Source organism: Nocardia testacea NBRC 100365 (genome assembly GCF_000308775.1).
Lineage (GTDB): Bacteria > Actinomycetota > Actinomycetes > Mycobacteriales > Mycobacteriaceae > Nocardia > Nocardia testacea.
Genome location: NZ_BAGJ01000029.1, coordinates 44,989 through 61,236 on the forward strand (window position 1 = coordinate 44,989; position 16,248 = coordinate 61,236).

At 68.4% G+C, this 16,248-nt stretch carries 7 protein-coding genes; 3 read left to right on the top strand and 4 right to left on the bottom strand.

Annotated features, from left to right (window positions below; all coding sequences use genetic code 11):
- Positions 1-216: 216 nt before the first annotated feature.
- Both ON38_RS04015 and ON38_RS04020 read left to right on the top strand, forming a co-directional pair.
- Positions 217-4,797: a non-ribosomal peptide synthetase gene (locus ON38_RS04015; protein ID WP_444543706.1), complete on the top strand. Its 4,581-nt coding sequence runs from the start codon at positions 217-219 to the stop codon at positions 4,795-4,797.
- A 41-nt stretch (positions 4,798-4,838) separates the two neighbouring features.
- On the top strand, positions 4,839-9,938 hold the full coding sequence (locus ON38_RS04020) for a non-ribosomal peptide synthetase (RefSeq protein ID WP_039822450.1): 5,100 nt from the start codon (positions 4,839-4,841) through the stop codon (positions 9,936-9,938).
- Positions 9,939-10,056: 118 nt separating this feature from the next.
- Here ON38_RS04020 and ON38_RS04025 read toward each other — a convergent pair whose 3' ends face one another.
- The 4 genes from ON38_RS04025 to ON38_RS04040 all read right to left on the bottom strand — a co-directional run bounded on the left by ON38_RS04025 (position 10,057) and on the right by ON38_RS04040 (position 15,519).
- On the bottom strand, positions 10,057-11,430 hold the full coding sequence (locus ON38_RS04025) for a SagB family peptide dehydrogenase (protein ID WP_245563903.1): 1,374 nt from the start codon (positions 11,428-11,430) through the stop codon (positions 10,057-10,059).
- A 334-nt stretch (positions 11,431-11,764) separates the two neighbouring features.
- Positions 11,765-13,780, bottom strand: a complete 2,016-nt coding sequence (locus ON38_RS04030) for a M13 family metallopeptidase (RefSeq protein WP_051164353.1) — start codon at positions 13,778-13,780, stop codon at positions 11,765-11,767.
- A gap of 145 nt (positions 13,781-13,925) precedes the next feature.
- On the bottom strand, positions 13,926-14,921 hold the full coding sequence (locus tag ON38_RS04035; protein ID WP_039822451.1) for a hypothetical protein: 996 nt from the start codon (positions 14,919-14,921) through the stop codon (positions 13,926-13,928).
- A gap of 37 nt (positions 14,922-14,958) precedes the next feature.
- Positions 14,959-15,519: a type VII secretion system-associated protein gene (locus ON38_RS04040; RefSeq protein WP_051164354.1), complete on the bottom strand. Its 561-nt coding sequence runs from the start codon at positions 15,517-15,519 to the stop codon at positions 14,959-14,961.
- Positions 15,520-15,878: 359 nt separating this feature from the next.
- Between ON38_RS04040 and rplN the strand changes: the two genes are divergently transcribed.
- Positions 15,879-16,247, top strand: coding sequence for a 50S ribosomal protein L14 (gene rplN / locus ON38_RS04045; RefSeq protein ID WP_014349098.1), 369 nt, complete (start codon positions 15,879-15,881; stop codon positions 16,245-16,247).
- Position 16,248: the final 1 nt, after the last annotated feature.

A 16,248-nucleotide genomic window follows, 5' to 3' on the forward strand; every position in this document is an offset into this window, starting at 1 on the left:
ATCGCTACGCCCCGGCGCCTGATGAGTTAGGTAAGGCTATCGTAATTTACAGTACGTCGATAGTGGAGAGTCGGCCTTCGCCGGACCGGGAACACCTGACAGTCAGGTTTTGCATAGGCTAACCTAAGTCGCTAGCGTAAGTGGGCCTGCGCGAGACCAGGCTCCCAGGACAACGGCTGAGGAGTCGCCTTCATGACGGAGAAGACGAAGACACCTGTGGCCGACGAGAATCCGGTGCCCGAAATCGAGGATGTCCTCGCCTTGAGCCCCCTGCAGGAGGGGCTCTTCTCCCTGGCCCGCCTGGCCGGTGCGGACGACCTCTACACCATGCAGTTCGCGTTGGAGATCACCGGCCCGGTCGACGGCGACCTGCTGCGGCGCAGTATCGAGGTGATCCTGCGCCGCCACCCCAACCTCCGGGCCGCCTTCTGGGACAGGGACCTGCCCAAACCCGTGCAGATCGTGCCGAGTTCGGTGACGCTGCCCTGGTTCGAGCGCAACGCAGATCCACACGAATACGCCGCGCTGGCCGAATCGGAGGCGCGCACCGGATTCGATCTGGCCCGCGGCCCCGCGCTGCGAGTGGTGTGGGTGACCCTTCCCGACGGCTCGCACCGGATGATCCTGACCGCCCACCACCTGCTCATGGACGGCTGGTCACTGGGTGTGTTCTTCCGGGAGATGTACGCGATCTACCAGGCCGGTGGCTCGGCCGCCGGATTGCCGGCCCCGCGCCCCTACCGGGATTACATCGGCTGGCTCGCCGCTCGCGACAGCGTCGCCGACCTCGGCAAATGGACCGAACACCTGGCCGGCGCCGAACCGCTGATCCTCGGCGACCGTGCGGATTCCGCGATCAACACGATCGTGCCCGAAACCCATGTGCTGCGGATGAACAGCGAGGAGACCGCCCGGCTCCGCGCCTGGGCGGGGGCCGGCGGCCTCACACTGAACACCGCCGTCCAGTATGCCTGGTCGGTGGTGCTGGGCCGGCTCACCGACCGGGACGATCTGGTGTTCGGCACCACGGTCTCCGGCCGCCCCGACGAGCTGGTGGGGGTGGAGACGATGATCGGCCTGTTCATCAACACCATTCCCGTGCGCGTGCGACTCGACACCGGGTCCGGCGGCGCGCCGGGGGTTCTCGACACCTGCCGCCGTATCCAGCGGGAAGCGGTCGCGATGCGGGACGCCGGATACCTCAGTCTCTCGGCCATTCAGCGGGCGGCCGGGCGCGGTAACCTCTTCGACACCCTGTTCGTCTTCGAGAATGTGCCGGTGGGCGATGTGCTGCGGCCGGTCACCCTGACCGACGGCACGCAGTGCACCGTGATCGAATCACAGGGCCTCACGCACTATCCGCTGGCCGTCGTCTCGTATCTGCTCGACGGCGAACTCACGCTGGCGGTGGAGGCCGTACCCGCGCTGCTGGGTCATCTCTCGGCGGCGGATCTGCCCGAACGGCTGGCCCGGGTGCTGCGCCGGCTACCCGACCTCGACGAGACCGGCGCCGCGGCACCGGATGTCCTGCTGCCGGGGGAACAACCGCGCGAACCGGTCGCGCCGGCTCCCGATGTGCGCGATATGGGCGTGGCGCAACTTTTCGCCCAGCAGGTCGCGGCAACTCCGGACGCGCTCGCGCTGAGCACCGCCGAGCGGCGGTTCACCTATCGCGAGCTGGCCGCCGCCGCCCACCGGGTCGCCGCGGCGCTGATCGATCGCGGCGTGGGTGCCGAGGATGTGGTGGCACTGGCCCTCCCGCGGTCGGCCGAATCGGTCGTCGCCGTGCTGGGAGTGCTCGCCGCGGGCGCCGCGTACGTGCCGCTCGATCTCGAGCTGCCGGCCGCGCGGATCGAATCCATCCTCCGCCAGGCCCGGCCGCGCCTGGTTCTGGCCGGCGCCGCCGGCCTCGACGGCATCACCGGCCTCCCACCCGTCCTCGATATGGAGACCGCGGCGGCGGCCGACCCCCGCGGGATGACGCTCCCCGTACCGGTCCATCCGCAGCAGCGCGCGTATCTGATCTTCACCTCCGGTTCCACCGGTGAACCCAAAGGCGTGGTCGGGACCCACGGTGCGCTCGCCGCCTATTTCGCCGATCACCGTGAACGGGTGTACCGGCCGGCCGTGGCCCGGCTGGGTCGGCCGCTGCGGATAGCCCATGCCTGGTCACTGAGTTTCGATGCGTCGTGGCAGCCGTTGATCGGCCTGTTCGACGGCCATGCCAACCATCTGTTCGATACGGCGGAGATGCGGGACGCGGGCCGGCTGGTCGCCGGGATCCGGCGCCACGGGCTGGACATGATCGACACGACACCGTCGATGTTCGCGCAACTCGCCGCGGCCGGCCTGGTCGACGAGCACGGGAATGTACCGCTCGCGGTCCTCGCGCTCGGTGGTGAGGCGATCGGTGTTCCGCTGTGGCGGCAGCTCGGCGCGCTGTCGGGAACCGCCGTCCACAACTGCTACGGCCCCACCGAGACCACGGTCGAGGCCGTGGTCGCCGCGGTGACCGCGACGAGCACCGTACCGGTGATCGGCACTCCCACCGCGGGCAGCGTGGGTTATGTCCTCGACTCCCGGCTCCGCGTCGTACCCGACGGTGTGGTCGGCGAGCTGTACCTGTCCGGCGCGCAGCTGGCGCGCGGGTACATCGGGCGCCCGGCCGGCACCGCGGAACGTTTCGTCGCCGACCCGTACCGGACGGGCGCGCGGATGTACCGCACCGGCGACCTGGTGCGACGGTTGCCGTCGGGCGAACTGGCCTACCTCGGCCGAGCCGACGGCCAGGTGAAGATCCGGGGATACCGGATCGAGACCGGGGAGATCGAGACGGCGCTGGCCGGACTGCCCGGGGTGCGCGCGGCGGCGGTACTGCCGTATCGGCGGCCCGGGGGAATGGCACTGGCCGGGTTCGTGACCGGAACCGATCCCGGATTCCGGGCCGACGGTCTGCGCGGCGCACTCGCCCGCTCCCTGCCCGCCTATATGGTGCCGCAACGGATCCTGGCGCTGGACGCTCTGCCGATGACCGGCAACGGCAAGCTCGATGTGCGCCGGCTCGAGGCGCTGGCCGCCGCGGCCGCGGACCGGGACGGGAGTACCCCCGCCGGCACGGAGACCGAACGCGCGATCTGTGCCGTGATCGCCGAACTGACCGGAGGTCCGGAGCCGGGCGTCGACGAAGACCTCATCGAACTCGGCCTGGACAGTATCGTCGCGCTGTCCCTGGTGAACGGGTTGCGCCGGGCCGGTATCGCGACCACACCCCGGATGATCCTGAGCGTCGGCACCATCGCCGAACTGGCCGAGCGGGTGGACGCGGGCAGTACCGGGGACCGTCGACCGGCGACCGCGGAATACGGGGCGGTCGGGCGGGTCCCGATCCTGTCCTGGATGCACGAGTACGGCGGCTACCGGCGGTTTTCGCTGGGATCGTTGCTGGAACTGCCCGCCGGCATCACCGATCCGCAACTGCTGGCGGTATTGCAGGCGCTGCTGGACGGGCACGATCTGCTGCGGGCCCGGTTCACCGAGACCGCCACCGGATATGAGCTGTACACGCGGGAGCCGGGCGCGGTGCCCGCGGCGGAGATATTCACCGCGGTACCGGGTGGCGCGGATCTTCCCGCCGCTATCTCCGCGCAGGCGCACGCCGACGCCGGCCGGCTCGATCCGCCGGCGGGCCGGCTGGTCTATGCGACCCGGATCACCCGGCCCGGCCCGACCGATCTGCTACTGCTCACGGTGCACCACCTCGCCGTCGACCCGGTCTCCTGGTATGTGATCAGCGCGGATCTCGCCGCGAGCTGGGCCGAACTCACCGCCGATCCGGCGGTCGCGGCCGGACGGGTCTCGGTCCTGCGCCCGCCGGTCGAGCACACCGGATACCGCGAGTACGCGGCGGCCCTGCGCGCGCGCCGGGAGCTACCGGAAGTGCGCGCGCAGCGTGACTATTGGCGGCGGCAGGTGGCGCTTGCCGACCCGGTGCTCGGTCATCGCCGACCCGATCCGGCCACCGACAACTGGGGGTCCTACCGGGCGCTGCGCCTGCACACCTCGCCGGAGACCACCGCCGCGCTGCTGGAGAGCCCGGCCGCCGTCGCCGGGGTGCGTGAGTTCCTGATCGCCACTCTGGTGGTGACCTTGACGACCTGGCGGAGCGAACGCGGGCAGGATGCCACCGGCGGGGCCTATGTCGCGATGGAGGCGCACGGCCGCGAGGACGCGGTGCTGGGCCCGGATATCGACACCTCCCATACCGTGGGCTGGTTCACCAGTATGTTCCCGGCGCGGTTCGGGGCCGGAGTCGAACCGGTGGATCTCGCGGTGGCCGGACAGGATCCGGCCCGGGTCCGGTCCCTGCTGGCGACCGTGGCCGCCGAGGTGGCCGCTGTACCGAACAACGGCCTGGACTACGGGGTGCTGCGCTATCTGGCCGAGGATCCCGATCTGGTCGCGGCTCCCGACCCGCAGATCCTGTTCGACTATCTGGGCCGAGTGGATCTGACCGGGACCGGCACCGCCTGGAATCCGGTCTCCGAGCACGAACTGATCGGCAACCTGCCGCTGGCACCGGAACCCGATTTCGGTCTGCGTTGCGCCCTGGACGTGCTCGCCGGTATCGGCGCGACCCCGGACGGCCCCCAGCTGGTGACCCTGCTGCGCTGGAGCGAAGCACTGTTCGCCGAAGCCGATATCGAGCGGTTCGTCGAGATCTGGCAGGACGCCACCGCGGCGCTGATCCGCGCGTTCGGCCCGGTCGACCTGAAAGCCGCCGGCCCCGTCGGGGCCTGACCCGCGAACCCACACTCACGCAGTTATCTCGAAGGACAGCTATGGCAGACGACATTCTCGAGCGGCGTAGGCGCTTGTTACAGCAGCGACTCGCGGAACAGGCGATCACCTCGCCCGAACCCGCGGTGCCCGCCCGGCGCGCCGGGGACCCCGCCCCGTTGTCGGATGCGCAGCGCCGGATGTGGTTCGTTCAGCGACTCGACCCGGACGACACCACCCTCAATATCTGTGTCGCCTACCGGCTCGACGGCGATCTGGACGCCGCGCGACTCCGGGCCGCCTTCGCCGCCGTCGTCGGACGCCACGAGATCCTGCGGACCGTCTACCAGGTCGACGAGGCGGGCGAGCCCTTTCAGATCTCCCGGGACGATATCGAGTTGTCCTGGCAGGAACACGATCTCACCGAGCTTCCGAAGAGCGGGCGGCAGCGCCGGGTCGAGGTCCTGGCCCGCCGGGAGTTCGCCCGCCCCTTCGACCTCACCCGCGATTCACCGTTGCGCGTCACACTGGCCCGGACGGCCGTCGCCGAAAATGTGCTCATTCTGACCGTGCACCATATCTGCTGGGACGACGATTCCTGGTCGGTCTTCTTCGGCGAGATCAATGCGGCCTACCGGGGTACGGCGCTGCCGGAGCCGACGGTCCAGTACGCCGACCTGGCCGCGAGACGGGCCCGCGACGCGGCGACCGATACCGCCGACCTCGAGTACTGGCGCGAGATGTTGACACCGCTGCCCAGCCGCCTCGAACTGCCGGGCCGATCCGCGGCGGCAGGCCACAGCCGGGACGCGGAGACCCGGGTACGCACTGTGCCGGACGGGCTGATGAGCCGGGTCGCCACGATCGGCCGGCAGTATTCGGCGACCCCGTTCACGGTGCTGCTGGCCGGGTTCCAGGCGTTGATCCGCCGCTATACCGCGGCCACCGATTTCCTGATCTCGGTGCCGGTGAGCAACCGGTCCGGGCGGGGCGCCGACGCGTTGCTCGGCTATTTCGGCAATACGGTGCTGATCCGCGCCGGCGCCGAACGCGATGCCACCTTCGCCACTCTGCTCGAATCCGCCGTCGAGACCTGCACCGGGGCATTCGCTCATCAGGGGGTGGGAGTCGAACAGGTGGTGCGCGCGGTCGGCCCCGACCGGATGGCGGGTCGGGACGGCCTGGCTCAGTTGGTGCAGCTCAGCTTCGCCATGCGCAGCGCGGTCAACGGTTTCGAACTGCCCGGCGTGCGGTCCACCGAGCTCCCGCTCGCCAATGCGGTGGCGCAGGAAGAGCTGGGACTCATGGTGGTCGCGGCCGAATCGGGCGCCCGGGTCGAGGCAACGTACCTGACCGACCGGCTGGACCGGCGGACCGTCGATCAACTTCTCGATCACTACCTCCACCTGATGGACACCGTGCTCGCCGATCCCGGCCGCCGCCTCGCGGAGATCGATATCCTGGGCGCCGACCGCGCCGCGGTGCTCGAGGTATCGCACGGGCCGCTGGCCGAGTACGTCCCGACCACCCTGGTGGCGCAACTGCAAGCGCGAGTGGCCGCGACTCCGGACAATCCCGCGCTGGTCTCCGACGAGGTCGAACTCAGCTATGCCGAACTCAACGCACGCGCGAACCGGCTGGCGCACTGGTTGATCGGTCAGGGAGTGGGCCCGGAGGACATCGTCGCGCTCGGCCTGGCCACCTCGGTGGACTTCGTCGTCGCGGCCTGGGCGATCCTCAAGGCGGGCGCCGCCTATCTGCCGATCGATCCGGGCTATCCCGCGGAGCGGGTCGACTATCTGATCGGCGACGCGCGGCCGCGGCTGCTGTTCACCGAGAGCGCCTACGCCGAGGCGGTCGCCGCCGCGGAATCCCTGGCCGATACCGACCCCACCGACCGCGATCGGGTGGCGGCATTGCACCCGGGCAATATCGCCTATGTCATCTACACTTCCGGTTCCACCGGGCAGCCGAAGGGCGTTCCGGTCCCGCACGCCGCGATCGCCGACCATCTGGCGAGTTTCGCCGCGGAATGGGAACTCACGCCCGCGGACCGGGTACTGCAGTCCACCTCGGTGAGTTTCGACGCCTCGCTCATGGATATCTTCGTAACGCAGTACGTCGGCGCGTGCGTGGTGATCCCGAAACCCAACGCCTACCGCGATATTCCCTATGTCGCGGATCTGGTGACCCGGCACGCGGTCTCGGTACTGCACATGGTGCCCTCGATGCTGGCGACGTTCCTGATGCTGCCGGAGATCAACAACTGGACCTCCCTGCGGCATATGCCGGTGGGCGGCGAGGCGTTGCCGGGAGAGGTGGCCGACCGGTTCACCGCGCGGTTCGACGCCCAGTTGCGCAACCATTACGGCCCGACCGAGGCGGTGGTGTGTTCCACCCATATGCCGGTCGAGGGCCCGCAGGGACCCGGGATCGTGCCGATCGGTGTCCCGAATCGGAATGTGCATCTCTACCTGCTCGACGACGCGCTGCAACTCGTACCCAACGGGGTGGTCGGCGAGATCTACCTGGGCGGCGACCAGCTGGCCCGCGGCTATCACGACCGGGCGGCGCTGACCGCGCAACGGTTCGTCGCCGACCCGTTCCGTCCCGGCCGGCGCCTCTATCGCACGGGTGATCTGGGCCGGCGCGGGGCCGACGGGGTCATCGAATTCATCGGGCGCACCGACGAACAGGTCAAGGTGCGCGGTCACCGGATCGAACTGGGCGAGGTCGAGGCCGCGATCAGCAATCATCCGGAGGTGGCGCACGCGGTCGTGGTGGTCACCGACCATCCCTCGCTCGGCCAGATCCTGGCCGCGTACCCGGTGCCGGTCCCCGGCGCCGAACTCGACCTGGACGCGCTACGCACCCGGGTGGCGGCCCGGCTACCCGAGTACATGGTCCCCGCGGCGTTCACGGTGATCGACCGGATCCCACTCACCACCCACGGCAAACTGGATCGCCGGGCGCTGCCCGTTCCGGAACTCACCCTGGCCCGGGAATTCCGGGAGCCGCGTACGCCCACCGAGCGGCGTATCGCCGAACTGTACGGCCGGTTGTTCGACCGGCCGCGGATCGGCGGCGATGATTCGTTCTTCGAACTGGGTGGCCATTCCCTGCTCGCCGCGCGACTCATCTCCATGATCCGGGCCGAATTCGGGCTCGAGATCGATATGCGGGTGCCGTTCGATACCCCGACGGTCGGCGGTCTCGCCGCGTATATCGTCACGGAGTTCCAGAACGAGTTCGGTATCGATATCGACGATATGGCCGATTTCGACGAGGCCGACGCCGAGCCCGCGGATGACCCGGCGGCGGAGAATCCGGGTCCGGCCCGCGGCCCGGTCCGGCCCGCCCTGGTGCGTCGTGACCGTCCCGAACGCACTCCGCTGAACTATTCACAGCGCATGTACTGGCTGCAACGGCGGATGGAAGGCGCGATCGACGGCGAGAACGTCACCTACCCGGTACGTTTCGACGGACCCCTCGATATCGAGGCGCTGCGCGCCGCGATCACCGACGTCTCGGCCCGCCACGAGTCGCTGCGTACGACCTTTCCGGAGCACGAGGGCGTTCCGTACCAGCACATCGCCCCGCCGGCGCCGGTCCCGCTGCCGGTGATCGACCTGCGCGGGGGCGGGGCCGATCCCGCCGAACGGCTGGAGACCGAACTGGCCGCCGACGCCGCCTACGTTTTCGATCTGGGCACCGAGATCCAGTTGCGGGTGCGCTTACTGGTGCTCGACGAGCACACCCATGTGCTGTCGATCCTGATGCATCACATCATCGCCGACCGCGCCTCCTGCGATATCTACGTCGAGGACTTGACCACGGCCTACCGGGCGCGGCTGGCCGGCCGGGCGCCGGATTGGCCGGAACTGGACATCCAGTTCGCCGATTTCGCCCTCTGGCAGCGGGAGGTCTTCGACCGGGCGCCCGGGCAGGGCGCGGTGAGCGAATACGGCCGGGAACTCCTGGACTACTGGTGCGCGGCACTCGACGGAATGCCGGACGAGATCGCGGTCGCCCACGACCGTCCGCGTCCGGTCGTGCTGGCCCGCAACGGGGCGAGCGCGACCCGCGTGGTGCCCGCCGCCACCTGGCAGGCCGCCCGGCAGCAGGCCGAAGCGGCCGGAGCCACCGATTTCATGCTGTGCCAGGCGATGAGCGCGGTGACCCTGCACGCGCTCGGCGCCGGGGACGATCTGCCGATCGGGGCCGCGGTGGCCAACCGGCTCGACGAGCAGACCGACCGGATGATCGGTCTCTTCGCGAATATGGTCGTCCTGCGCAACGACCTCTCCGGCGATCCCACCCCGCGCGGGGTGCTGGCCCGGGTCCGGGACGCGGCGCTGGACGCGATCACCCGGCAGGGCGTGCCCTTCGAACGGCTGGTGGAGACGATCAATCCGCCGCGTACGCTCTCACGCAACCCGCTGTTCCAGGTGGTCATGCATTTCCGCCACCGGCTGCCGGCGGCAGATTTCACGGCCGACGGTGCCACCACGGTCACCAGTATCGCCAAGCACTACGAAGTGTCGTTCATGGATATCCATTTCGACTACACGGTGGAGACCAACGGCGATCTCACGACTCGTGTCGTGGTCAACACCGACCTCTACGAGCCGGCGACCGGCGCGGTCTTCGCCGATGTGCTGGCCCGGGTGGTGGAAAGCTTCGCCACCGAACCGGCCCGCCCGCTCGGTGATCTCCGGGTACTGCCGGAGGGCTGGGACACCGGACGTGTCGTGGTGCGCCACGAGCAGCCGGTCGCGATGGCCGGCGCCACCGGATCGGACGCGACCCTGCTGACCGATACCGAGCGGACCATCGCCACATTGCTGGCCGAACTGCTCGAGATCGACGAGGTCGGGCGCGATGACGGTTTCTTCGCACTGGGCGGCGACAGCGTGATCGCGATCCAGCTCGCTTCCCGCGCGAACGAGGCCGGGCTGCCGCTGGCTCCGCAACTGCTGTTCGAATACTTCACCATCGCCGATCTGGCCGCGGCAGTGGACGAGATCATCGCGAATCCGCCCGCGCCGGGCGCGGATTCCGGCGGCGGGTCCGAACAGCAGCATCTCGCTCCCATGGCGGCGTCGGGTCTCGATGCCGATGCGCTGAAGAATCTGCAGAGCGCCTGGTCGGCCCGGAACTGATCGGCGCCGGAGGTCGTCCGGCAGCCCGAGGGCTCGTCGGACGGCCTCCCGGTGGTCAACTCACTCGAACGGTTCGGCCCGGTCGCGGATCACCGCGGCCGGGCCGGAGAGTTTCGGGTCACCCTGGGACGGGGGAGCCGACGATAATGCTGCCGACCCCGCATTCCTCCAGTTCGTCCACTCCGGCGGCCGCGACGAACGCGGCCGTATCGCTGAAGCCCTGGGCGCAGACACCCAGCCCCATGGCCGTCCCCGCCAGGTAGACCGTCTGCATCAGCACTCCGACATGTTTGAGAATGCTGGCGTAGGCCACCTGCTCATAGGTCCACATCACCCGTCCCGCACGCGCGGCGAGCAACAGTACGACCTGCGGTTCCGCCCCGCCGACCAGGGTCGCCGAAGTGGACCGAATCAGCCGGCCCACCTCGGGGGAGTCCGGTTCGGCGATCCGGTGCAGGGCGTGCCCGAACGAGTCGTAGTGGTACATACCGGGTTCCAGACCGGCCACGGAACGCACGATCGGATAGACCTCGATCTCGTAGACCCCGCCACCTGAGGGATAGGGGCGCGACAGCAATTCCTCGCCCGGCCCGACCGGTTTCGTCTCCCGGGTGCGGGCCGTGCGGTACAGCAACTCGGCCAGCTGGGATCGGGTGATCGGGGCGGCATCGTCGTACTCCCGGCACGAGTAGCGATCCTCCAGGACCGCGGTCAGGCTCGGGTCCGCCGCGCGCAGCGCGTCCAGGTCGGGCACCGGCAGCGCGACCGGTGTACCCGGATACGCGGGTTTGCGGGCCGGGGGCTGCGGGAATTGGCCCTTGGCCCATTTCGTGGGGCCGAAGTGTTCCCAGGTGACCGTGCGCGGGCCCAGGGTACTGCGCCGATGGAACCAGAGATCCGGTGCGCTCCAACTGCGCCGGGGGAATCGCGCGGCCTCCTGCGCCGGATCCGCGGTGAATCCGCCCCAGTGCAGATCGCCGGCGAGTCTTCGAACGAGTTCGGCCGGGAGTCCCGATTCGGCGGGGTCCTGACCGCCCAGCAGCGCGACGATCCGGGGATCAGCGATCCGCAGATCGCACCACGACAGCGGATGTTCGAGGACGAATCCGGACGTATCCCGATGCAATATCGCGAATTTCGACAGGGCGCCGGGCGCGGGTGGTGGACCGTCCGGCCGGTCCGGCGGCGTGGTGAAGGGGTCGAGGGTGTAGAGGTCGCGCTCGCCGTCCAGGACGGTGGCCGCCAGCCAGCCCTCCGCGGCCAGCTGCCCCAGCAACCGCGCCACCTCGCCGTCCGGTTCGGGTGCGAGCGCCGACAGCAGGGCCGGCCCCCGGTTGAGGGTTTTCAGCGCCTCACGGCCTGCCGCGGACAAACCGGTCAATTGCTTCTTCTGCGGGGGATTCAGCAGCACCGCCCCGCGGAAGAGGGTGAGGCAGGTTACTCCGGTGCGTAGCGCGTACCGGAGTTGCCCGTGCGCGAGGGTGGACGACAACCGCTTTCTCCGTATCGATCGAACCTGGATCGCCGCGCGGGTGCTCGTTCCACCCGTCGGCGGGTGCCGGCGCGAGCTCGTCGACGGCGCGGGACAGCGGCGTAGGTGTCCCGACGATCGCGACGACCCCGGCCGGCGACCTACCGCGGGAATGGCGCACCGTCTGCAACATCGCCACTCCTCGGCACGGGCTGCCGGCGCGGTCTTCCGCGTGGCGTCCCCAGCATAGGACAGGCTTGGCTAACTTGGTTGCCCAGTGGTGGTGGACTGGGCGGTTACGGTCGCCGGATCGCGAATTGTGCGGGGAACGGAGGGCCGCCGTTCCCCGGTGGGCTCACAGTTCGATGCGCTGATCCTCGGGCAAGAAGAGCTTGTCCGTCTCCACCACACCGAAGGTGCGGTAGAACTCCGCGATATTGCGGACCACCTGGTTCACCCGGAACTCGTCGGGGGAGTGGGTGTCGCCGGCGAGCAGCCGCTCGGTGACCTCCGGGGTCTGCTTGGAACGCCAGATCCGCGAATAGGAATTGAACATGGTGCGGTAATCGGGGTTCGTCACCCCCTGGCGCTGCTCGGCGATCCGGTAGGCGGCCAGCGCGATCTGCAGCCCGCGCAGATCGGCCAGGTTCTCGCCGACGGTGAGCGCGCCGTTCACATGCTGTTCCGGCGACAACCCCTCGGGAACCAGGGCGTTGTACTGCTCGATGAGCGCCTGGGATTTGGCGTCGAAGGCGTCCCGGTCGGCGGGGGTCCACCAGTCGCGCTGGTTACCGTCCCCGTCGAACTTCGACCCCTGGTCGTCGAAACCGTGCCCGATCTCGTGCCCGATCACCGCGCCGACGCCGCCGTAGTTCACCGCGATCTCGGCGTCCTTGTCGAAGAACGGCGGCTGCAAGAAGGCGGCGGGGAACACGATCTCGTTGTTGGTGGCGGAATAGTAGGCGTTCACCGTCTGCGGTGAAGCACTCCACTCGGCCTTGTCCACCGGCTTGCCCAGCCGGTCGAAGGATCGCTTCACCTCGAAATCATTGATGGCGCGGAGGGATTCGATCAGCTTGCCGCGGGTCACCTTCAGTCCGGAGTAGTCCACCCACTTGTCCGGATACCCGAGTTTGGTGCCGATCTTGTCCAATTTCTGGATCGAGGCCATACGGGTCTCGGGGGACATCCAGGTCGAGTTGGTGAAATTCTCTCGGTAGGCCGCCATCAGATCGTCGACCATCGCCTCGACCCGTTCCTTGGCCTCGGGTGGGAAATGTTTGTCCACGTACAGCTTGCCCAGCTGTTCGCTCAGATTGCTGTCCACCGACCCGACGGCCGACTTCCACAGTTCGGGCCGCTGTTTCAGCCCGGACATCAGCCGCCCGTTGAAATCGAAATTGGCGTCGGAGATCTCCTTGGGCAGCACGTTCGCGTAGGTCTTGAGCACGGCGAGCTTCAGATAGTCGCGCCAGATCGCGATATCGGTCGCCGCCCAGATCTTGCCCGCTTCGGTGACGAACGAGGGCTGGTTCACCACGACCTTCGCGAACAGGTCCTGGGGCCGGTCGGTGATTCCGCGTAGCCACGGAACCCAGTCGTATTCGGGGGCCAGCGCCGTGGCCTTGTCCCAGTCGAAGACGTTGTAGGTGGCCTCCGCGTCGCGGTTGCGCACATTGTCCCAGTGGGCGGCGGCGATCCGCTTCTCCAGATCGAGCAACCGTCCGGCCACCCCGGCCGGGTCGGGCAGATCCGCGCCCTTGGCCAGCCGTTCCAGATAGGTCCGATAGCCGGCCAGTTCCTCGGCGAACTGCGGGTCGCGATAGTACTGCTCGTCCAGGCCGAGCCCGGACTGGCCGATCGCGGGAATATAGGCCGAGGAATTCTTCTGGTCGATGCTCACCCCGATACCGATCAGCCCGCCGATCGGCAGCCGCCCCATCACCTCGGCGAGGGCCGGTTTGTCCTTCGCGTCCTCGATCTCGGCGAACATCGATTCCAGTGGCGTCAGGCCCAGCCGCTCGATCTCGTCCAGATCCATCCGCGCGTCGTAGAGGTCGCGGATCTGCTGGGCCTCGGTCCCGTCCTCGGGGTTGCTGATGCTCTCGATGATCTCCCGCAACTGCTGCTGGGTGCGTTCCCCGGCCTCGCTGAACGCCCCGTAGGCGGTCTTATCCGGCGGGAGCTGGTATTCGCGGAGCCATTTGCCGTTGACGTGGCGGTAGAGATCGTCCTGGGGCCGGATCGCCGGATCGGAACCGCTCATATCGACGGTCACCAGCTTGATGGGGGTGGCCTCGGAACAGGAGGCCAGCCACGCGGCCGCAGGCGCCAGCCCCAGCGCGACGAGGAACCCACGGCGATCGAGCACCAATCGACGATCCGATGATTTCAACGAAACCTCTCCCCGATGCGAGACCCCGCACCTCTTCTAGGCGAACCGGCCCCATGAGGCTACCGGCGCCCTGTTGCGGCGTCGCGCCGGGAGATATGCACCGGCCGGATTCGCCGGAATCTCAGCCTGGTGTACCGGGGCCGTCCCGAGCTGCCCGGTACACCTGCCACGGAGTCGGCATTCCTGCCACATCGGGCCGGACCTTGACCGCCTGTTCGGTCATCCCGCCGGCTTCTTGCCGGACCACATCGCCTTTGCTCTCGGACCAGAAGGTGTACTGGTCGGACTTGGGAGCGTAGACGTCGAAGGTTCCGATCCCGGCCGAATTGACGGATTCGAACGACTCCTGAGCCGCTCGGCCACGGGCGGGTGAGCAGGACATCTGGATGATATTGGCAACGACCGGTTCGCTCCCGGCCTCCGCTCTGATCCTCGAGTAGGCCGCGTTGAAATGCTCGTCGGCCGCCAGGATGTTGCCGTACGTCTTGCCGTCCACCCGTACGCGCACCCACCTGTTCAGATTGCCCACCAGCTTTTTCTGGACGTGAATCGTGTACCCGTGCGGTCCGGCATGGGCTCGGGTGAATATCAGCTTCTCGTTCGGCCAGGGGGCAGGCCACGATCTGCCGAAGGACCATTTCGGCCTGCGGGCCAGCGGCAGGATTCTTTCCAGCAGTCGCCTGATCGGTGAAGAGCTGAAAGAGGTGAATGCCTCGGTGTATTCGGTCCGGATCTTCGAATAACCCTTTCGTGTGAAGGTGAGGGTGTTCTTGCTGTCCCGGAGTTTCGACGGATAGCGGACGCCGACCACGTTCTTGTCGGGGTCCACCACCGCGACGCTGCGGATCCGGTCCGCGGTGAATTCGAGCAACCGGCCGGAGCCGCGTCTGCTCGCGGTTCGGCCGACGAAGCGCGGCGACTCCACGGGGGACTGCTCGAACAGTCGCGAGCCCTTGGCGTCGACCGTGACATACTGGCCGGCCACCGCGCGTAGATCGGCCGCTTTCGCGGCAATTCGTCGGCGAAACTCGTCCGCCGCGAGATCGAGGGCATCGCAGAGTCGCTCCGCGAGCAGTTCGGTGGGTCCGCGCGGCTCCAGCGGCCGCAGTGGTTTCATCGCAGTCAGGTCACCGGAAGAGAAGTACGCGAACCGCTCAGTGATTCTGCCCGCGGTCCCCCGGCCGATCGGTTGCTGCCGGCCGCAGCGCACTGGTGTGGAGCCGGAACTGATCCGGGCTGCCCGGATTGAGCAGGATATCGACGCCGACCGGAACGATTCCGGGTAGCTCGCAGCCCTGTATCGGCCACCACCGAGCTGCTTCGACGCGCCGCTTGTGCACAGCCGCGGTGGCCACTGCCACACAGGGGGCTCCATCGGGGGCGCGCCCCACCAGCGGCTCGTCGAACTCGTCGCAACCGATCTCGACGACGGCGTCCAGAAGTGTCGGGACTATCTCGCCGCCGACATCGTCACCATGGGCGAGCCGCCGCAGCACGGCGTCGGTGGGGTCGGTCGGAGTCGTATCGTCGGCGGGCTCGTAGTCCGGATTGGGCTGGAACGGGCCGGCCGCGCCGTTCGCGTCGAGCAGCCATCCACCGACGATCAGCTCCGACGGCGGTGTCGCCTCCGGCGCGCCGTCCTGCCAGCGGGGATCGACCAGCATCGACCAGTTGTCCTGACGGGTCATATCCGCCGCCGCGTCTTTTCCGTCCACACCTTCTCCATCGCCGACGTCGCGTCGTTCACCGAACCGCGCGCCCTGCCGGCCGCGGAAATGGTGGTGACCGCTCTGGGAGAATTGTCCTGTATCCCCGGGCCGGGGTACTGCCGATCGGTGTGGTCGGATGGATCATCCGTTCCGTTCGGCGGGCCCGATTTCGGGTTCGAGCTGGGGGTTCGCTATCCTTGACCGGTTGCCTGCGGGCCCGGTGCCCGCGATTCGGCCGCGAACCCCCGGTGGTTGATCGTCGAGATCGTACAGAACCGCTGGTAGGCGCGCGTTCGGATGGTGACAGACCATGCCCGTCGGGTCGGCAATCCGGCGTGCTTATCGTCCAGGTCGAGGAGGCTGAAGTGATTCAGCAGGAGTCGCGGCTGCGCGTCGCCGACAACACGGGTGCCAAGGAGATCCTCTGCATCCGCGTTCTCGGTGGTTCGTCGCGCCGCTATGCCGGTATCGGCGACGTCATCGTCGCCACTGTGAAGGACGCCATCCCCGGCGGCAACGTCAAGCGGGGTGACGTGGTGAAGGCCGTCGTGGTGCGCACCACCAAGGAACGGCGCCGTCCGGATGGTTCCTACATCCGTTTCGACGAGAACGCCGCCGTGCTCATCAAGGCGGACAACGACCCGCGCGGCACCCGCATCTTCGGCCCGGTCGGGCGCGAGCTGCGCGACAAGAAGTTCATGAAGATCGTTTCGCTGGCCCCGGAGGTGCTCTGAC

What these genes read in the sequence shown, in the direction of transcription:
- ON38_RS04020 (WP_039822450.1), top strand. Translation starts at nt 4,839, where the DNA reads ATGGCAGACGACATTCTCGAGCGGCGTAGGCGCTTGTTACAGCAGCGA.
- ON38_RS04035 (WP_039822451.1), bottom strand. Translation starts at nt 14,921, where the DNA reads ATGAAACCACTGCGGCCGCTGGAGCCGCGCGGACCCACCGAACTGCTC.